Origin of the sequence: Burkholderia alba (assembly GCF_034721475.1) — a bacterium.
GTDB classification, from domain to species: domain Bacteria; phylum Pseudomonadota; class Gammaproteobacteria; order Burkholderiales; family Burkholderiaceae; genus Burkholderia; species Burkholderia alba.
Genome location: NZ_JAWJWL010000023.1, coordinates 1 through 19416, shown reverse-complemented (window position 1 = coordinate 19416; position 19416 = coordinate 1). Strand labels below are relative to the sequence as shown.

Here is a 19416-nt window from a genome sequence, read left to right as displayed (position 1 = left end):
CGGGATGAGCGCGCGTAGCGCGCCTGTCAGTCGGCGGAATCGACGGGCTTCACCAGCCTGCGGCAGGTCCGGATGAAAGCGGCCGGGCGATCGGCCTGTTGCGCCTCTCTTTCCCCTCTCATCCGTGCAACGCCGTCGATTCGCGCGTGAATCAAGCCGCGGCGAGCCTCCCTCAAGGGAAGATATAGGCTCCGTTCATGGTCGCATAGGTGCCGGACAACTTGGTCACGGTGAGCGTGTGTTGCCCGCGCGCCAGCAAGGGGGACGTATACACGGCGACATTCGAGTGCCGCTTCCCGTCCGCGGGGACGGTGCTGACTATTTGCTGCGCGCCGCCGTCGACGCTGATGCCCAGATTGCCCTGGTCGGTATATTGTTCGCCGAAGATCTGGATCGCCGTTCCGTTGAACGGGAGGGTCATCGTGTCGTTGTTGCTGGTGGTGTAGTGCAGATCCTTGAGGTAGTCGTACCCCGGCCGCGAGTTGACTTGTTGCCAGGATCCCGAGTAAGCGATTTGCGACGCGTTATCGCCAAGCCGGCCGTTCGGACTGCTTTCGGAAATCGCCCCCTGGATCCCCTGCCGGCCGGCGCTGTTGAGCACGGACGACGGAATATCCGCTCTCGACGCGATCGTCACGTTCGCGCTGCTGTGGGTATCGATTGCCGATGCGCAAGCGTAGACCCCCGAAGGCGCGGAGAAGTAATTGCCGGTGATCCAGAAATGGCCGGTGGCCTGGCATCCGCCTTGGTTGTTGGCGCCGGCGTTGTAAGCGGCATTGCCTGCCCAGTTGATCCACTCGGATCCCGCGTCGTCGTAGAAGGTGAAATCCGTGCTGTTGCCGTTGTAAGCCACGTTGCCGGTCGCCTGCATGCCGTGGGCCAAGGTTGCCGCCGGATCGATCGTGGTGCCGTTGGCTTGATACTGGTATTGCGCCTGATGCCCCTCGATATAAATTGCACCGCCGTCCGCGAGCCCTGCCATGTAGTCATGCAGCAGATTGTTGCTGATGGTATTGCTGCCGTTGATGTTGACGGAATTCTGCGGATGACTGGCGTTGTCGACATGTCCCTGGATGACGCCGGCCGTGATCGCCGTGTAAGGGACGTCGTGAATCTCGTTTTGCGTCACGGTGGTTTTCTGGCCGAACAGCAGCGTGATCCCGCAGGCGGAGTGGTAGTCGGTTCCGATGTTGTGAATCAGATTGCCGACGATCCTGTTGTTGGTCATGATCTCGTTCGAGCCGATCACATCGTTCGCCACCAGTGCCGGGTTCGGGTTGCAGTTCTGCTTGATGAGCGCGGGACTGGTCGCGGCTTGGCCGTTGACGGGGATCGGCGTCGGATCGTAGGTGCAGCCCATCATGATTCCGGTCGACGCGATGGAGGCGAATTCGTTGTTCTGGATCAGGTTGTTCGAGGAGCCGTACTTGAACGCCAGCCCCGCTCCCCCCAGATTGATGAAGCGATTCCCGCTGATCGTGATGTTGTTCGCTCCGGTGAAGCTGACGTTGGCCAGCGGCTGCGTCAGCGCGGCCCACGGGCAGGAGCCGGCGGGCGAGGAGAAGCTGCACAGGCCCTGTCTGCCGTCGGCGGTCGTCATCCGCAAGTTGCTTTGCACATCGGCGAACCCGACCGATGTCGATGGGTCGTTCCAGGTCGCGTAGGAGAACTGCAGGCCGGAGAAGGTCACGTCATGCAGCGGGTTGGCGAGCGACCCCGCGCCCTGGACAAGCGCTTCCAGCTGCGGAAGCTCGACGTCCAGGTTCGCCACCTGCTGCCCCGGGATGGGCCGGTAGTAGAGGCGACGGGCGGCGGTATCCAGAAACCATTGACCCGGCTGGATCAGCGACAGCGCATTCTCGATCGACGACGGCATCGTGTTGGCCGCCAGCGGCGGCAAGCCGCCGGTGAGCTGAGGAACGAGATCCGTGGTGTACGAGCGATACGCGACATTGGTCCAGCACGGTTGCGCCATCGTGAGCGTGCCGTTCGAATAGCTGGCGACTCGGCATCGCGATTCGGTCCATGCGCCGTTGCCTTGCGCATAGGTGAACTCGACGTTGGCAACCTGGGCCGCGCTCAGCTTGGCGAACCAGGCCGTGGCGACCGTGTCGGCCTTGATGTTGTAGCCGGTCGAGGTGCTGGTCCACCCTCCGGTGAAGCCCAGCTGGTCGGGGGTTTGCTGTGCCACCAGCGCTTGCGCGCCGTCGATGTACAGCTGCCGGGAATTGCTGCCGGCGGGCACCGAGGCGGACCAGGTTCCGCTCGTCCCGGATGACGACCATCCCGTGACCTGGGTGGCGCCGGAGATCACCGGATGCGCGCCGGTCATGGCCGTCCATACGACCGGGTGGCCCGCCGCTCCCGAATCGGCCGCGCCGAATGTCCACGTGCCCGGCAGCCGGTAGGTCCCGTCGGCGAGCTGGACCTGTACATCGGCGGTGCCGGCCGCCCGCAACTGCCTGACTTTCTGCTGCGCGCCGTTCAGATCGCAGGGCGCGCCAGACGAACAGTCCGAACCGGACCCGGACGGGCCCGCATACAGCACGCTCGCGCCGGCGACCGGCGCGGCCGCGTTGATCGAACTGAAGGCGACGGCTGGATTGCCGTCGCCCCCTTCGCCGCCGCAACCCGACAGCACGACGCTGACGCATACGATGATCCCGCCAAGCGACCTGGCAATCGCGGTCGACGACGATGGCGAGTGACGATCCCTGCAACCGGCAAATGCATTCATGACGTGCCCCCTATAGGCAATCGGTTTTCCGTTTATCCGTCTTCGTTGAACTCAGGTAGTCCGGTACTGCTCCGTACTGCATTCCACCTCGATCGAGGGTGTCGATCGAGGTCAGGGCGACTCGAGACGATTCGCCCGGTTATCCGCTATTTGCCGCCGGCCGTGGCCTCCGGTTCGCCGACCCGCGATCCCTTCCAGCCGTACCACGCCACGACCGCGAAACACGCTGCCGGCAGCAGGTACGACGCCGCCGTGCCGTTCGCATCCGCCACGCGGCCCATCGCGTAAGGCATCAGCGCGCCGCCGACGATCGCCATCACCTGGAACGACGCGCCGCGCTTGGTGTGAGCGCCGAGATCCTTCACGCCGAGGGCGAAGATCGTCGGGAACATGATCGACATGAAGAAGAACATCGCGATCAGCGCGACGACCGAGAGAACGGGCACGGCCGCGACGACGACCAGCGCCAGCGCGATGTTGGCGAGCGCGTAGATCGTCAGCATCCTGCTCGGCGCGATGCGGCCCATCAGCGCGGTGCTGGCGAAACGCCCCAGCATGAAGCACAGCATCCCGATCGACAGCAGGAACGACGCGCGCTGCGACGTGACGCCCGGCCAGTGATCGACCGCGTAGTTGATGAAGAACGCGCCCACGCCCACCTGTGCGGCGACGTAGAAGAACTGCGTGGCGACGCCGTAGAGGAAGTGACGCTGCCGCAGCAGCGGCCGGGCGGCGGCGCTCGCGGCCGCGGGCGCGGCTTCGCGGATCTCCGGCATCGGCGTGCGGGCGAATAGCGCCATGATCAGCAGCACCACGCCCGCGATGATCACGTAGATCATCTTCACCGAGCCCAGCTCGTCGCTGTCGGATACACCGGAGGAAAAGAAGAACATCCCGCCGATGATCGGCCCCAGAAAGCTGCCGAGCCCGTTGAACGACTGGGACAGATTGAGGCGCCGTTCGGCGCTCTCGGGTTTGCCCAGCAACGTGACGTAGGGATTGGCGGCGGTTTCGAGGCAGCCGAGGCCGCTTGCGATCACGAACAGCGCGAACAGGAAGAACGGGAAGCTCGCCGCGCCCGATGCGGGGATGAACAGCAGCGCGCCGATCGCGTACAGCGCGAGCCCGAACAGGATGCCCTTCTTGTAGCCGAAGCGCTCCATCAGCAGCGCGGCCGGCATCGCCATCAGGAAGTACGCGCCGAAGTAGGCGGCCTGCAGCAGCCCCGACTGCGCCTTGCTCACGTGCAGCGTTTCCTGGAAATGCTTGTTCAGCACGTCGAGCAGCCCATAGGACAGCCCCCACATGAAGAACAGGGTGGTGACGAGGATCAGCGCGGTACGCAGGTTGGCGCTGCGCTGCGTGGCGCCGAGCGGCGCCGGGGGGGTGTCGGAATACGGCTGCATGGTGCGGCTTCCTTCGGGTGGGGAATCGGGCGGCGCCGTCACGGCTGCCGCGCGAGATCGAAAATTCTGTGCATCGGCGTCCACTTCTCGCCGGCGGGCGTCCAGGGCGTGGGCGTCTGGAATGTGTCCATCAGCGCTTCCCATTCGCGCACCGCCGGGGTGTCGCGCGTCGCGGCGGCGAAGCGGTCCGCGTCGAACGACGCGTCGTCGGTTTCCATCCACATCGCGAGGCGCGTCCCGAGCCGGTAGATCTCCATGACGCGCACGCCGTGAACGCGCAGGTGCGCGGCGATCTCCGGCCAGATGCGGACGTGGTGGGCTTCGTAGCGGGCGATCGACTCGGGATCGTCCTTCAGGTCCAGCGCGAGGCAATGCCGCATGGTGTGCTTCCTCGTGACGCGTGGGGGATCGCTCAGGTCAGCGCGCGATCGAGATGAGTGTAGCCGCCGTCCACGAATAGCCACTGGCCGGTGGTGTGCGACGCCTGGTCGGACAGCAGGAACACGGCGGTGGCGGCGATCTCGTCGGCCGTCGTCATGCGCTTGCCGAGCGGAATCTTGCGCGTGATCGCCGCGAGCTTCGCCTGCGGATCGTCGAAGCTCTCGATCCAGTGCGCGTAGAGCGGCGTCATCACCTCGGCGGGGATCACGGCGTTGACGCGCACGCCGTCGTCCGCGAACGAGGCCGCCCATTCGCGCGTGAGCGACAGCTGCGCGCCCTTGGACGCGCAATAGCCGCTCGTGCCGCCTTGGCCCGTGATCGCGGTCTTCGACGAGATGTTGACGATCGCGCCCCGGCTCGCCTTGAGGTGCGGCGCGCAGTAATGCGCCATCACGTAATAGTGGATCAGGTTCTGTTCGAGCGACTGGACGAACGCCGATCGTCCCGCGTCGAGGCCGACGCTGTCGTTGATGCCGGCGTTGTTGACGAGGCCGTCGAGCCGGCCGAACGCGTCGACCGTCTGTGCGACCGCGTCCCGGCATCGCGCGTCGTCGGCCAGGTTCAGCTGGATGAAGCGCGCGCGCGGCTGCAGCTCGCGCAGTTGCGATGCGAACGCGTCGTGCAGCGGGCTCTTGCCGAGCACGACCGGGATCGCGCCTTCCCGGGCGAGCCGCAGCGTAATCGCGCCGCCGATGCCGGCGCCGCCGCCCGTGACGAGCACGACCTTGTCCTTCAGATTCAGATCCACGTTGTCTTCTCCATTCGCCTGCGGGGGCCGCGCTCGTCGGCGCGGTCGGTTTGTCGTGTCGGCGGCGCTCAGGCGAGCGCGGCCTCGGTCGCCTGGGCGCCGCGGAACAGGTAGCGCTGCAGCGAATCGGCCTTCATCGTGATCGAGAAGCCCGGCGCGGTCGGCGGCATGTAGGCGGCGCCGCGGATCACGCACGGATCGACGAAATGCTCGTGCAGATGATCGACGTACTCGATCACGCGCCCTTCGCGCGTGCCCGAGATGCAGACGTAGTCGATCATCGACAGGTGCTGCACGTATTCGCACAGGCCGACGCCGCCCGCGTGCGGGCACACCGGCAGCCCGTACTTGGCCGCCATCAGCAGCACCGCGAGGATTTCGTTGACGCCGCCGATCCGGCACGCGTCGATCTGCACCACGTCGATCGCGCCGCGCATGATGAATTGCTTGAACAGCACGCGGTTCTGGCACATCTCGCCCGTCGCGACCTGCACGGGCGCCACGGCCGCGCGGATCTTGCGGTGCCCCTCGACGTCGTCGGGGCTGGTCGGTTCCTCGATGAACCACGGCCGGGCGAACGACAGCTCGCGCACCCAGTCGATCGCCTCGTCGATCTCCCAGACCTGATTGGCGTCGATCATCAGCTTGCGATGCGGGCCGATCACCTCGCGGGCGATCTTCACGCGGCGGATGTCGTCCTCCAGGTTGGCGCCGACTTTCAGCTTGATGTGCTCGAAGCCCGCGTCCACGGCTTCGCGGCAGAGCCGGCGCAGCTTGTCGTCGCTGTAGCCGAGCCAGCCGGCCGAGGTCGTGTAGCAGGGGTAGCCTTCGCGCGTCAGCGCGGTGATCCGTTCGGCCTTGCCCGGCGCCTGGCGTCGCAGCAGTTCGAGCGCTTCCCGCTCGGTGAGGCAGTCGCTCAGGTAATGGAAGTCGATCGCGCGCACCAGATCCTCCGGGCTCATGTCGGCCACGAAGCGCCACAGCGGCTTGCCCGCTTCCTTCGCGAGCAGATCCCACACCGCGTTCACCACCGCGCCGGTCGCGAGATGGATCGCGCCCTTGTCCGGGCCGATCCAGCGCAACTGGCTGTCCGACGTGACGTGCCGCCAGAAGCTACCGAGGTCCTGGCGGATCGTATCGAGATCGAGGCCCACCACCAGATGCCGCATCGCCTCGATCGCCGCGCAGCAGATCTCGTTGCCGCGGCCGATCGTGAAGGTCAGCCCGTGGCCTTCCAGGCCGGGCCGGTCGGTGTCCAGGATCACGTAGGCGGCCGAGTAGTCCGGATCGGGATTCATCGCATCGGAGCCGTCCAGCTGCCGGGAGGTCGGGAAGCGGATGTCCAGTACCCGCATCGAACGAATCAGAGTCATGGTCGTTACCAGGAAAAGAGGGGATTCATGCCGCGACGGTACGCTGGCGCTGCTCGCCGAGCCCGTCGATGCCGAGCGCGATCGTCTGCCCGGCCGCGAGATAGACGGGCGGCTTCTGGCCCAGCCCGACCCCCGGCGGCGTGCCGGTCGAAATCACGTCGCCGGGCTGCAGGCTCATGAAGCGGCTCAGGTAGCTGATCAGGAACGGCACGCGGAAGATCATCGTCGCTGTGGAGCCGTTCTGATAGCGGCGGCCGTCGACGTCGAGCCACATCGCGAGCCGGTGCGGATCGGGCACCTCGTCGGCGGTCACGAGCCACGGACCGATCGGGCCGAAGGTGTCGCAGCCCTTGCCCTTGTCCCAGGTGCCCGCGCGCTCGAGCTGGTATTCGCGCTCGGAGAGGTCGTTCACCACGCAGTAGCCGGCGACGTGCGACAGCGCGTCCGCTTCGTCGATGTAGCGGCCGCCCCGGCCGATCACGACGCCCAGCTCGACTTCCCAGTCGGTCTTCGACGACCCGCGCGGAATCTCGACGTCGTCGTCGGGACCGCCGATCGAGCTGGTCCATTTGCCGAACACCACGGGCTCCGGCGGGATGTCCATGCCGGACTCGGCGGCGTGGTCCGAGTAGTTGAGCCCGATGCAGATGAATTTGCCGACCTGTCCGACGCAGGCGCCGATGCGGGGCTGCCCGTCGACCAGCGGCAGGCCGGTGGGGTCGAGTTCGCGCAGGCGCGCGAGCGAAGCGGGTTCCAGCGCGGCGCCCGCGAGGTCGTCGATGTATCCCGACAGGTCGCGGATGCGCCCCTGCGCGTCGAGCAGGCCGGGTTTTTCTTGATGCTTCGCGCCGTATCTAAGCAGTTTCATGGAGTCGTGCGGTAAGGGAAGGAATGCGCATGGGCCGCGGCGCGGGCGTCAGTTCGACCATCCGCCGTCGATCACGTGGATCGCGCCGGTGGTGAACGCCGCTTCGTCGGATGCCAGATAGACCGCCAGCGCGGCGATCTCGTCGGGCGTGCCGACGCGGCCCATCGGCTGGCGCGCGACGAAGGCCGCCCGCACGGCGTCGACCGTGGTGTGCTGGTCGTGCGCCTGCCCGGCGATGCGCGCTTCGAGCGACGGCGATTCGACGGTGCCGGGACAGATCGCGTTGCAGCGGATGCGCTGGCCGACGAAATCCGCCGCGACCGCCTTGGTCAGGCCGATCACGGCGGCCTTGGTGGTGCCGTAGACGAAGCGGTTCGGCACGCCCTTGACGCTCGATGCCGCCGACGACATGTTGATGATCGAGCCGCCGCCCGCCGCGCTCATCGCCGGCAGCAGCGCGCGGATCAACCGGTACATCGACGTGACGTTCAGCTCCCACGAAAACGCCCACGCGCGCTCGTCGCAGTCGAGCAGCGAGCCGTGGTGCACGAAGCCCGCGCAGTTGAACAGCACGTCGAAACCGGCTTCTTCGCGCGCAAGCGCGGCGATCGCGTCGGCGTCGGTGACATCGAGTCGGCGCACCCGGAGGCGGCCCGATCCGCCGGCGTCGGCCGCGAGTGCGGCGAGTGCGTCGGGGTTGACGTCGGTGGCCAGCACCTCGGCGCCTTCGCGCGCGAAGGCGAGCGCGGTGGCGCGGCCGATGCCCTGGCCGGCCGCGGTGATCAGCGCACGTTTGCCCTGCAATCTCATCAAACACTCTCCGAGGAGGGAAATGGGGAGGGACGGGGATGCCGTCTAATTGGACTATATGTCCAATGGTCCAACCAATTGTAGAGGATTTTCCGGCGCACCGCGACGGCTATCGAAAAGGGGATTTCCCTGATCGAACCGGGCGCGCCGGTGCGTCGCGCCCGGTTCGATCCGTCAGAGGCCGATCTGGGCCGTTGTCGTGCCGAGATGCCGGGCCGCGGTGGCGGGCTTGCCGCTGACGGACGCGGCCGGCAAACCCGCCGCGCCGACGCTTTGCAGCAGGATCGGACTGCCGCCGACCGGCTTCAGGGTCAGCGTGGTCCCGCTCAGCGTCAGCGGCGCCGCGAACCCCGCCGACGATGCGATCACCTTGGCGCCGGGCCAGGGGTTGCGCACCGTCAGATCGGCGTTCGAACCCGGCTCGATCACCACCGTCGCGGGCACGCCGCCCCGGACCTGCACGTCGACCCTCGTATTCCCCCGCACGTACACGGTGCCGTCGTAGTCCCAGCCGGCGGGTATCGCGGGGGCGATCCGGATCAATCCGTCGTAGTCCTGAACCAGCGATTCGGCGAGCGTCGTGGCGACCACGCCGATCTGCTCGACATAGGGTTCGCTGCCGACGAAGTTCGCGAAGCCGCTGGGGAATTTCTGGTAGTTGCCGGTCAGCGTCACCAGCGTGCTCTTCACCTCGGCCGGCAGGCCGAGGCGTGCCGCGTGGATCGGATCGAAGCTCCAGTCGTTCTGCGTCTTGTTGGGGCGGTTGGCGTAGGTGCGCTTCGCCAGCGCGTAAAGCGGCGAGGCGTCGCCGATCTGATCGTATGGCCAGACCGGCTCGAGGCCGATGTTCTCGGAGTTGTGCGACGCGGCCGCCGGCTGATAGGACATCGCGATCACGTCGGCGCCGGCCGCATCCGCCGCGGCCGTCAACAGCGTCAGCGATCCCGACGGTTGGGTGCGCGGATAGTCCGGGGTGTGCGGCAGCGCCGCGCTCATCTTCGCGGCGAGCGCCGCATCGACGCTCTGGCCGGGAACCTTGGCCAGCACCTTCCCCGCGCCGAGCGTGTCGGCATAGAGCGCGCGGATGGCGGCGAGATCGGTGGTCGAGTCCTTCACGTCCCATTGCGTTTCGTGCGCGTTGGTCGGCGAGGTGTGGAGCAGCTTGTCGGTGCCGGCGCTCTGGTAGGCGAGCATGAAGCGGGCGGCCGCCTCCATCACCGGATAGTTCTGCGCCAGGAACGCGAGGTCGCCGGTGGCGAGATATTGCGTCCAGATCGCGTGCGACACCTCGGCGCCCGTCGACAGCGTGCGGGCGTTGTAGTACGGGCCGGAGCTTGCGCTGCAGTTGTAGCCCAGCGTCGACAGCCACGTCTCGTTCTCGATGCCCGCGCCGTTGAAGCGCATCGTTTCGGGCACGCACGCGCCGTCTCGTCCCGCCATGTTGGCGGTCGTCCATTGCCCGATGGCGGCGAGATTGCTCTGGTAGAGATTGAAGTAGGGCGCGTTGAGCTCGGGCAGGCCCGCGGACAGGTTCGCCGCCACCTGCATCCGCAGGTTCCAGTGCCAGTACGCGGAGGCGTCCCATTGATGAGTGTCCTGGACCGACGAGAAGAGGTCGGCCACGCCCGCCTGCGAGCCCGGGTAGACATCCTTGTTTTCGGCGGCGGACGAGTACAGGTAGATGTTCCGCAGATTCTCCATGTACTCTCCGCTGCCGTCCGACGAGGTCAGCTTGATCAGGCCGGCGCGCGACCAGAAGGTGTGCCAGGCGGTAGCGTGCGCGCTCGGCGAGGTGTCCGCGACGCTGGCGGCCGCGAGCGCCGGCACCGGCTGGCTGCCGTCGTAGCGAGGCGCGCCCGCGACGATGCGGAAGGTGCCGTCGGCGTTCGGCGTGAAGGTCACGGTGACGGTCAGCGGGTCCGTGACCGATGCCGATACGTTGCGGGCCTGCGCGGTGATCGCCGAGAGCGCGCCGAAGGCGCGCCCCGAACTGCCGTTGGCGTCGCCCTTGACGCCGTCGGTCCACGATTGCGACAGCACGCCGATGGCGGTGCCGCCGAGCGTCGCGGACGGCGTGCGCGGCGACCACAGTTTCAGCATCGCGGTTTGCCGCCGGGCGGGATCGGCGCCCGTGACGTCGACGATCAGCGCATCGGTGTCGGGCTGCACGTAGGCGGTCGCCGTCATGCCGCCGCCGCTTTCGCGAAACTCGCCGTTGTAGAGGTCGAGGCGGCCCGCGTAGTCGGTGGCGCTGGTCAGCGCGGCCAAGCCCGGAATGACGACCTGTCCCGGCGAGTAGCGCTTCGGCAGGGTGTCGGCGCGATTGAGCTGGGCCGTCAGGCCGTTCGCCGACCATACGGCGACGCCGAGGCGTCCGTTGCCGAGCGGCATCGCCTGGCTGGCCGCGAGGTTCGGTTGGCCCAGCACGATGTTCGAGCGTGCGACGACATTGGGCCGGTCGACCTGGAAGGTCTTGCCGTCCCATGCGCCGGCGCCGGCCGGCGTGGACGCACCGGCCGGCGCGGCCGCCGCGCCGTCGGCCGCGCGGCTCGCGAGCATGCCGGCGGCACCCGGCCCGGCGGCATCGGTGCCGTCGCCGTTGCAGCCGCCCGCGAGCAGCGCGGCCGGCAGCATGGACAGCGCGGCCAGCAGACGCCACGGAAGACGCCGCTGCCGTGCCGGCCGGTTCGTTCGTTCCGTTCGTTCCGTTCGTTTCATTACCCCTCCTTGCCGGCACGACCCGAAGCGCGCTCGCGGTCTGGCCGGTGGTTGACATGTCACGCCCGTTGCGCCGTTTCGATGCGCATGGGGTGGTTCTGTATTTCGCATGACTGAACAATGAGCGACGGCCGCCGGATCGTTCACGACCCGCATGCGGGCGATTCGCGTGTGGAGCGTTCGGCCGGATTGCGCATCGGGGAGGATGAATCGGCATGCCGTGCAGGTATTCCTGCTCCGACGGATATGAAACTTTCGAATCTTACTGGTCTAATGGTCCATCCATTGAGCGTTGATTCTTGGCATGGTTCGCGCAAAGCGCACTGGGTGTTTTCCCGTAGCCGGCGGGCCGGTTTCTTCGGCACGCGAGGGCCGCGAATTCGCCGCCGGGGCGCGGCAAACCGCCGTGGGCCGGCTGTCCGACTTGTGTCGTCGGGCTTGTCCTACTTGGTATACTCGGGCGCCTGCACTCGAATCAGCGGGCGTCTTCCGGTCCCTGCCGCAGACCAACCATTGACCGGCCGCTTACGCGCCCCACGACCGCATGCCGATTCAGCCCATCCAGAACCGCCGCCTGTACCAGCAAATCGCCGACCAGCTTCGCACGATGATCGAGGGCGGCAGCTTTCCGCCGGGAAGCTATCTGCCGCCCGAGCGCGAACTGGCGGTTCAGTTCGGCGTGTCGCGCACGTCGGTGCGCGAGGCGCTGATCGCGCTGGAAGTCGTGGGACTGGTCAGCGTGCGGGTGGGCGACGGCGTGACGGTGCGCGCGCGGGACGGCGCGCCGGCCGCCGGCAAGGCGTCGGACCGGGCGTACCCGGCGGGGCCGGGCGCGTCGGAGTTCGATCCGGAGCTGGGCATCGAGCTCGATCCGGATCCGGAGATCCCGCCGTTCGCGCTGCTGCAGGCTCGCCGGTTGATCGAGCCGGAAGCCGCCGCGCTCGCGGCGGTGCATGCGTCCGATGCGCAACGGTCCGGCATTCGCGAAGCGTTCCTGCGCAATCGGGAAGACAACCTGAGCGGCTCGACCACCCATCCCGGCGACCGCCTGTTCCATATCCGCATCGCCGAAGCCAGCGACAATCCGGCGTACGCGCTGATGATCCACCGGCTCCTCGCGCACAAGTACAGCGCGATGTTCCAGCGGCTGCAGTCGCTCTACACGCCGCGCGACATGCCGCGCCGCTCGGAGATCGAGCACCGCGCGATCCTCGATGCGCTGGATGCGCGCGACGCCAAGGCGGCGCGGCGCGCGATGCTCACGCACCTGAATTCGGTGATCCGGATTTTTTCACGATCCCTGTAGGCCGGCCCCGGGCCGACGAGCGAGTCGGGCGGCGGGGTTGCACGTCGTCGGCGAGCATGGCCGGCATCCTTGCCGTACCGGAGCGGGCCGCTTACTCCGCCGCCGCGTCGAGTACCGCGCGGATCGCCGCCAGCAACGTCCGTTGCTCGTCGGCCAGATTGACCCTGAACCGTTCGAAGTCGTCGTGACGGCGCAGATCGGCGTAGAGATCGGCCGCTTCCTCGTGGAAATGCAGGAACGGCCGGGAACGCCGGTAGAACACGCCGCGCGAGCGTTCGCGCAGGCCGGGCAGCGCCCGGACATCGGCGAGCCATGTCTCCAGCCGGTCGAGCGCGGCGGCGCCTGCGTGTTTCATGAAGGCTCCCGACAGGAACATGAGTGGGGCGGCTGTTCGTGCGCGGCGGCGCCTGTGCGTCGAGCGCTGTCAATGCCGCCGCGCTCGCGCAGTGCGCAACCCCACGCCAACGCCGCGAGCACGGCGACCGCGGCGGCCGCTTCCAGCACGGTCCGCATGCCGGCGGCACCGTCGGGTGCGGCGGCGAGCAGTGCGCCGAACACCGCGACGCCCAGCGCCGCGCCGGCCTGGCGCGCGGCATTCAGCACGGCCGCGGCGATGCCCGCGCGCTGCGGGTCCACGGTCTCCATCGCGGGCGCGGTGGCCGCGGGCGACACGAAGCCCGATGCGCCGCCGATCGCCAGCATCGGGGCGATCGCGTACCAGGCGGGCGAACCCGGCCCGCACCACAGCAGCCCGAGCGCGCCCCCCGCATAGGCGCCGAACGCCGCGCACATCGACGCCCGCGCGCCGAACCGGGCCGCGAGCCGTCCGGACGCGAGACTGCCTGCCGCGACCATCGCGGTCATCGGCAGCAGCGCGAGCCCGGTCGCGAGCGCCGACGCGCCGCGCGCGTGCTGCCAGTCGACGCTGATCGCGAACAGCAGCCCGTAGAACACGAACGCCGAGGCCATCGATACGCCGGTCGATCCGGCGAAGACGCGGTTGCCGAAGAACGACAGCGGCAGCATCGGCTGCGCGCTGCCCTGCTCGATGGCGAGGAAGGCCGTCCAGGCCGCCGCGGTCGCCGCGATGCCGGCGAGCAGCGGCGGCGAACGCCAGCCGAGCGCATGTCCTTCGATCAGCACGCCGATCAGCGAGCCCAGCGCGACGATCGCCGCGATCTGTCCGGGCAGGTCGAGGCGGCGGTTCGCCGGCCGCCCGCGATCGGGGGCGATGCGCGCGGCGAGCCAGAGGCCCGCCAGCCCGACCGGCACGTTGACGAAGAAAATCGCGCGCCAGTCGAACTGGCGGATCAGCAGGCCGCCGATAAGCGGCCCGGCGGCCATCGCCACGCCGCCGCAGCCGATCCACAGCCCGATCGCGCGGGCGCGTCCGCGCGGATCGGGGAAGCCCCGGTTGATCAGCTTGAGCGCGCACGGCACCAGCAGCGCCGCGCCCACGCCCTGCAACGCGCGGGCGCCGGCCAGCGCGGGCAGCGACGTTGCGACGCCGCACAGCGCCGACGCCAGCGTGAACACGATCAGGCCGGCCAGATAGAGGCGCCGCGCGCCCCACCGGTCGCCGAGCGTGCCGCCCGTCAGCAGCAGGCTCGCGAAGGCGAGCGTGTACGCGTTCATGATCCACTGGATGCCGGCGATCCCGACGTCGAGCGAAGCGCCGATGCGATCGAGCGCGACGTTGACGATCGACGTGTCGAGCAGGACGACGACGTAGCTGATGCAAGTCGCGGCCAGCACGTGCCGCGCGGCCGCACGCGTCATGATGCGCGGCGCTCCGCCAGCGCGGCGGCCAGCCCCCGGAATCCCACCCAGCCCCAATAGACGCGGTGATGGGCGATCCGGCCGTGCGCGAGATCCATCACTTCGACGAGATCGGTCTGGTCGCCGTCCGGCGTGTCGCGCAGGCCCGCTGAAAAGAACGCGCGCAGCGCGTCCTTGCCGCGCAGCACGCCGCTGCGTAGCTCGGGCTGCACGACGAGGATCAGCGGGGTTTCGAGGATCGCGTCGTCGGCGTATAGCGCGAGCAGCGCGTCGAGGTCGCGCGCGACGACGGCGGCATGCCAGGCGTCGTAAACGTGGCGGATTTCGGCGGCGGTGGGGTCGGTCATGGTCGGCTCGGATCGGGTGTCGATGTCACGCAGGTTAGTCGCGCGGCCGGACCGGATGCTTCGATGCGTATCGAAGCGTCGCCGGGGCGATGGTGCTATCGTCGTCGCATCTCCGAGGAGCCCGCCCATGAGCGCTCAAGCGAATATCGTTTCATCCGCGTTCCTGATCGCCGATCCCGCGCGCCTTGCGATGCTGGTGAGCCTGCTGGACGGGCGCGCCCGTCCGGCCGGAGAACTGGCGCGCGCCGCCGGCGTGACCGCGCAGACCGCCAGTTCGCACCTGGGCAAGCTGCTCGACGGAGGGCTGCTCGCGGTGGAGACCGAAGGGCGGCATCGCTACTACCGGCTGTCGGGCAGACACGTCGCGCTCGCGCTGGAGAACCTCGCGGCGATCGGGCCGCACGATCCCGCGCCCGCGCGCTCGACCGCGCCGAACGCGCGGGCGCTGCGCTTCGCGCGCTGCTGCTACGACCATCTGGCGGGGCAGATGGGCGTCGCCGTCACGCAGCGCCTGCAGGCGCGCGGCCTGCTGGTGGCCGAGGCCGACAAGCAGTTCTCGATCACGCCCGACGGGCATGCCTGGTTCGCCGGCATCGGGCTCGATATGGATGCGCTGAAGCCGGGCCGGCGCGGCGTCGCGCGCCAGTGTCTCGATTCGACCGAACGGCGGCATCATCTGGCCGGACCGCTGGGCACGGGCTTGATGACGTGTCTGTGCGAAAAGGGCTGGCTGAGGCGCACGGCGGCGTCGCGCGCGGTGCAGGTGACGCCGGACGGATGGGCGGGATTGAAAGCGCAGCTGGGGATCGATGCGGCCGCGCTGGACGACCCGCTGCGCGCGGGTGCCGCGGTGCCGGCATGAGCGGCCGGCCGCCGGCGACGTTATGCCGGGCGGCCGCGCAGCAACGGCGCCATGCCGTCGAGCGCGAAGGCCGTCAGATGCGCCGCGACCTGCTCGACGCCGACCTGCGGATTGCGGCGCCACCATTTCGCGATCTGTTCGCCCGCGCCGGAGACGGCATGCGCATAGATGTCGACCGTGAGCGGATCGACATGCGGCACGCTTTCGGCAATGACGCCGGCGATCTGCCGGACCGTCACGAGACGCAGATCCAGTGCCCGCTCCGCCGCGCCGCCGGCGATCGCGGTGCCGCCGCCGAACAGCAGATCCCACGACGCGCTGTTCGAATGCACGAACTCGAAGTACGCGCGCGCGCCGCGCCGCAGCCGCTCGACAGGGTCGCGCGTGCTTTGCATCGCTTCCATCATCTGTCGGTCGAGCCGGTTGCGGGCCCGCTGCAGACAGGTCAGGTACAGGCCGTCCTTCGAGCCGAAATGACCGTAGACGATCGGCCGGGACACGCCGGCCGCGCTTGCGATGTCCTCCATCGACGTGCCCTGGTAGCCGTTGCGGATGAATTCCCGCTCGGCGATGTCGAGCAACTGCTGTTCCCGCGCTTCGCGCGACAGGCGGCTGCGCGGCGGATCGCCCGCCGCAGTCTGCTTCGATCGAGTCATGTCGTATCACACGCGTCCACGGCGCGCGGGTTCGGCGGCGGCCGTGGACAAGTTGCGAGGCAATCAAGGTGCAGCAGTTAACCACGCCCGGCCCCGACGGGCAACCGCCGGCGAGCGCGCCCGGGCCGCGCCGGCGGCGCGTCGCCGGCCTTTAGAGCCGCGCCCCTAAAAGCGCTGCTTGAAAGTTACATGTGTGTAACTTAATCTGCCTTACGTCGGACGGCGGAAGGGTCGACTCGGGCAGGGGGGCCGCCCGGTCGAATGCGCACGCCGTGCCGACGGTCGTATTCACTTCGCATAACGAAATAGTCAACAATGGAGATAGCGATGACACGGAATCGGCAGCGGGGCGGGTGGACGATGGCGGTGCTGGCCGCCTTCAGTATCGGCACGGCGCAGGCGAACGTGCCCGGCAATTCGGCGGCCGCGTTGCTGCCCGGTGTCGGCGCGGCCCAGGCCGCGTCCGATCCGGCGACGTCGGCGGCAACCCGGTATCCGGTGATCCTCGTGAACGGCCTGTTCGGCACGAACGATTATCTCGGCGTGTATCCGTACTGGTTCGGCATCAAGGAGGATCTGGAGCGGCACGGCGCGACCGTCTACGTCGCGTCGGTACGCACGATCGGCAGCGAAGCCGAGCGCGGCCAGGATCTGCTCGATTTCATCAACAAGGTCGCGCCGGGGCAGAAGGTCAATCTGATCGGGCACAGCCAGGGCGGCTTCACGGTGCGTTATGTCGCGCAGATCGCGCCGGACCGCGTGGCGTCGGTGACGACCATCGGCACGCCGCACTGGGGCGCGCCGCTGGCCGACGTCATCGACGGCGTGCTCAACGTGAGCGACACGATCGGCGTCGGCGGCCTGACCTTCGGCGCGGTGATTCGCGCGGTGCTGCAGCCGGTTGCCGCGATACTCGGCATCGTGATCCAGGGCAATCCGAACCAGAATCCGGAGGGCGCGCTCGACACGCTCGACAGCGTCGGCGCGGCTCGCTTCAACAAGGTCTATTCGTCCGCCGGCCTCGGCGACCCGGCTGCCTGCACGAGCGGCGCGGCGAGCCAGACGATCGAGGGCAATGCGCAGCGGCTCTACTCGTGGAGCGGCAGCGCGTTCCGCAAGAACGCGCTCGGCCTGCCGTACGACAGCAGCCTGAGCGGCCCGCTGGATCCGGCGCTGCTGCTCGATCCGACCACCGCCGGACTGGCCACGGCCGGCTTGCCGACCGTCGCGTTCGGCTTCGGCGATAACGACGGAATCGTGCCGGTTTGCCGCAGCAAGTTCGGCCAGGTCATCGGGACCGCGTTCAAGTGGAATCACCTGGACGAGGTGAACCAGATCCTGGGCGTGATGGGCGGCAACGCGGAGGATCCGGTCGCGGTGATCCGGACTCACGTCGAACGCCTGAAGAACGCGCAGCTGTAACGCCATGTCCGCGAAATCCGTGATGACGACGCGCCCGGTCCGGCCCGCGAGGCGTGCCGGCCGGCGCGCGGTGATGTGGGCGGGTGCCTCGCTGGCCGCGGCCGTCTTGATCGGCTTCGCGATGCGTCCGCGCGCGGCGGCGGATGCGCCGATCGCGCCGGCCGCCTCCGCCGCGTCGCCGGGCGATGCCGCCAGTGCGTTCGGCGCATCCGCTTCAGCTTCCGGCCCGGCCGCCGCATGGCCCGCCGCGTTGCAGGGGACGTCGGCGCCGCGGTTGCCGGTCGATGCGCGTGGGGGCTTGCTGCACGTTCGCGACGTGCGCGATTTCTTCGACTATTTTTTGACGGCGCGCGGCCAGTTGACTCCCGCGCAACTCGATGCGCTGGTGCGGCAGCAGATCGCCGCGCAGCTGGGCGGCAAGCCGGCGGCGGCCGAAGGCGTCGCGCTCTGGCAGCGCTACCAGGGTTATCTCGCGGCGTTGACGCAACTGGCCTCGGCCGCGCCCGCCGCTGCCGCGACGGCGAATCCGGGTGCGGCGATCGCGCCGGCGGATGTACAGCAGGCGAGGACATTCATCGCGCAGCGCGCCGTGTTGCGCCGCCAGCAGCTCGCCGACTGGAGCACGCCGTTTTTCGGCGACGAGGATCAGGCGCTGGAAGTCTATCTAGGGCGCATGGCCATCGCGCAGGACAAGACCCTGAGCGATGCGGAAAGGACGCGCCGCCTCGCGGAGCTTGATCGCGCGATGCCACCTGCGCAGCGCGCCGCGGAACAGGCGCAGAAACAGCAGGCGCAATGGCTGGCCGAGTCCGATCGGCTGGAGAAGCAGGATCTTTCTCCGGCGGCGCTGCGGGACGAGGTCGCGCGTCTCAAGGGGCCGGAGTTCGCCGAGCGCTTCGTTGCGCAGCGGCAGGCGGATCAGGCTTGGCAGTCGACCTACGATCAATATGCGGCGCAGCGCGGCCAGATCGAGGCGCAGCATCTGGCGTCGCAGGATCAGCAGGCGCAGATCGATCAGCTGCGCGCGAGGTTCTTCCCGAAGCAGAGCGATGCGCTGCGCGCGGCGGGGCTCGACGGTATCGCGCGGGGTGGCCGTTAGAGCAGCATTCACATGTTGATCGATGGCCCAAGGGCACGGGTCGGTGCGGCGGCGGCGAGATAGTCGTGGCCCGCGAGCCTGTCGTATCGAGTGGAGGCGCGACGAAAATGTCGGGTGCGATTGAAGAAACGTTCGACGACGCTTCCCGTTAATGGCCTGTCAGGTTGCGTCGAAACTCTTGACCGTCGATTGAAGCGTCGCGCCGCAACTCGTATGGTGCCCATCGAAAGCGACGGCCCGATCTCCGACTATAAAATTCGGATCGCCCTCGACGATGACGCAGGCTTGATGCCCCGCGATCGGGCAAATGCATGTATCGCCAACGCGAGCCACGGCTTTCCCGTCGACCATGAAGGTCGAATCGCCTGTTTCGACGACGCCGCCGTGGCTTGTCGGGTCGCCAACGCGAATGACGTTCTTCATAGGCACCTCCTCCGATTAGCGCTCATGCCGGTTCAGAGCCGGATTGGCCGGTGGAATCCGGTTCGTTCGTTGTGTCGAAGCCCACCAGTGTCCACGTTGTGCTGATGCTAAGTGTCTGCTTTTTGCCGAGCAACTGGTCCAACATGCCGCCACGCCCCACCACCTGAGCGGCGGGCATCACGGTTCCCGCCGCGAAGCGTTGCCGTGCGCCGCCGACGATCTCCTGACCGTTGGCTTCGGGACACGTCCACCAGCCTGTCTGAGGGCACATCGCACCGGTTTGCACAAGCGTGCCCAGCGGCAGTGTCGGCGATGGTTCAATGTTCGATACCTTCGCGCCATGGGTCGGGCGTAGCCGGATCGAGTTGACTACCGCATCGAATACGGCAATCGCCTGCTCATCGGTAAGAGTCGGCCGCTG

General features: G+C 68.2%; 17 protein-coding genes and 1 pseudogene. 4 read left to right on the top strand and 14 right to left on the bottom strand.

The window, feature by feature from the left end:
• Positions 1–172: 172 nt before the first annotated feature.
• The 8 genes from RZR99_RS23930 to RZR99_RS23895 all read right to left on the bottom strand — a co-directional run bounded on the left by RZR99_RS23930 (position 173) and on the right by RZR99_RS23895 (position 11101).
• Positions 173–2737, bottom strand: a complete 2565-nt coding sequence (locus RZR99_RS23930; protein ID WP_323122258.1) for a right-handed parallel beta-helix repeat-containing protein — start codon at positions 2735–2737, stop codon at positions 173–175.
• A gap of 146 nt (positions 2738–2883) precedes the next feature.
• Complete coding sequence (fucP, locus tag RZR99_RS23925) at positions 2884–4143, bottom strand: L-fucose:H+ symporter permease (RefSeq protein WP_323122257.1); 1260 nt, start codon at positions 4141–4143, stop codon at positions 2884–2886.
• 38 nt (positions 4144–4181) lie between these two features.
• Positions 4182–4523 (bottom strand): L-rhamnose mutarotase, encoded by a 342-nt coding sequence (locus RZR99_RS23920; RefSeq protein WP_059570028.1) that lies wholly within the window; start codon positions 4521–4523, stop codon positions 4182–4184.
• Positions 4524–4555: 32 nt separating this feature from the next.
• Complete coding sequence (locus RZR99_RS23915; protein ID WP_323122256.1) at positions 4556–5332, bottom strand: SDR family oxidoreductase; 777 nt, start codon at positions 5330–5332, stop codon at positions 4556–4558.
• 68 nt (positions 5333–5400) lie between these two features.
• On the bottom strand, positions 5401–6705 hold the full coding sequence (locus RZR99_RS23910; protein ID WP_323122255.1) for an L-fuconate dehydratase: 1305 nt from the start codon (positions 6703–6705) through the stop codon (positions 5401–5403).
• A 25-nt stretch (positions 6706–6730) separates the two neighbouring features.
• Positions 6731–7573, bottom strand: coding sequence for an ureidoglycolate lyase (locus tag RZR99_RS23905; RefSeq protein WP_323122254.1), 843 nt, complete (start codon positions 7571–7573; stop codon positions 6731–6733).
• A 48-nt stretch (positions 7574–7621) separates the two neighbouring features.
• The gene (locus tag RZR99_RS23900; protein ID WP_323122253.1) at positions 7622–8383 is read right to left on the bottom strand and encodes an SDR family oxidoreductase; all 762 of its coding nucleotides are present in this window, start codon (positions 8381–8383) and stop codon (positions 7622–7624) included.
• Positions 8384–8557: 174 nt separating this feature from the next.
• A complete protein-coding gene (locus RZR99_RS23895; RefSeq protein WP_323122252.1) occupies positions 8558–11101 on the bottom strand; it encodes a hypothetical protein in 2544 nt (847 codons plus the stop codon).
• Positions 11102–11645: 544 nt separating this feature from the next.
• Here RZR99_RS23895 and RZR99_RS23890 point away from each other — a divergent pair.
• A complete protein-coding gene (locus RZR99_RS23890; RefSeq protein WP_323122251.1) occupies positions 11646–12407 on the top strand; it encodes a FadR/GntR family transcriptional regulator in 762 nt (253 codons plus the stop codon).
• Positions 12408–12498: 91 nt separating this feature from the next.
• Here RZR99_RS23890 and RZR99_RS23885 read toward each other — a convergent pair whose 3' ends face one another.
• From RZR99_RS23885 to RZR99_RS23875, 3 genes are read right to left on the bottom strand one after another with little or no spacing between them, the layout of a single operon-like run.
• The gene (locus tag RZR99_RS23885; RefSeq protein ID WP_323122250.1) at positions 12499–12762 is read right to left on the bottom strand and encodes a hypothetical protein; all 264 of its coding nucleotides are present in this window, start codon (positions 12760–12762) and stop codon (positions 12499–12501) included.
• The gene (locus RZR99_RS23880; RefSeq protein ID WP_323122249.1) at positions 12759–14186 is read right to left on the bottom strand and encodes an MFS transporter; all 1428 of its coding nucleotides are present in this window, start codon (positions 14184–14186) and stop codon (positions 12759–12761) included. The genes RZR99_RS23885 and RZR99_RS23880 overlap by 4 nt, the downstream gene beginning before the upstream one ends.
• Positions 14183–14533, bottom strand: a complete 351-nt coding sequence (locus RZR99_RS23875; RefSeq protein WP_323122248.1) for a YybH family protein — start codon at positions 14531–14533, stop codon at positions 14183–14185. The genes RZR99_RS23880 and RZR99_RS23875 overlap by 4 nt, the downstream gene beginning before the upstream one ends.
• A 127-nt stretch (positions 14534–14660) precedes the next feature.
• On the opposite strand from RZR99_RS23875, the gene RZR99_RS23870 reads away from it, so the two are divergent.
• Complete coding sequence (locus RZR99_RS23870) at positions 14661–15395, top strand: ArsR/SmtB family transcription factor (RefSeq protein WP_323122247.1); 735 nt, start codon at positions 14661–14663, stop codon at positions 15393–15395.
• Between the two features lie 20 nt (positions 15396–15415).
• Here the strand turns inward: RZR99_RS23870 and RZR99_RS23865 are convergent, their stop codons facing one another.
• Positions 15416–16051 carry a TetR/AcrR family transcriptional regulator gene (locus RZR99_RS23865; RefSeq protein ID WP_323122246.1) on the bottom strand — a complete coding sequence of 212 codons (636 nt, stop codon included), beginning with the start codon at positions 16049–16051 and terminating at the stop codon, positions 15416–15418.
• A 327-nt stretch (positions 16052–16378) separates the two neighbouring features.
• On the opposite strand from RZR99_RS23865, the gene RZR99_RS23860 reads away from it, so the two are divergent.
• Both RZR99_RS23860 and RZR99_RS23855 read left to right on the top strand, forming a co-directional pair.
• The gene (locus RZR99_RS23860; RefSeq protein WP_323122245.1) at positions 16379–17473 is read left to right on the top strand and encodes an esterase/lipase family protein; all 1095 of its coding nucleotides are present in this window, start codon (positions 16379–16381) and stop codon (positions 17471–17473) included.
• A 4-nt stretch (positions 17474–17477) separates the two neighbouring features.
• Positions 17478–18572 (top strand): lipase secretion chaperone, encoded by a 1095-nt coding sequence (locus RZR99_RS23855; RefSeq protein WP_323122244.1) that lies wholly within the window; start codon positions 17478–17480, stop codon positions 18570–18572.
• Positions 18573–18731: 159 nt separating this feature from the next.
• Here the strand turns inward: RZR99_RS23855 and RZR99_RS23845 are convergent, their stop codons facing one another.
• Both RZR99_RS23845 and RZR99_RS23840 read right to left on the bottom strand, forming a co-directional pair.
• On the bottom strand, positions 18732–18995 hold the full coding sequence (locus tag RZR99_RS23845) for a PAAR domain-containing protein (protein ID WP_323122243.1): 264 nt from the start codon (positions 18993–18995) through the stop codon (positions 18732–18734).
• 22 nt (positions 18996–19017) lie between these two features.
• Positions 19018–19416, bottom strand: a pseudogene (locus RZR99_RS23840) (T6SS immunity protein Tli4 family protein); the annotation flags it as partial.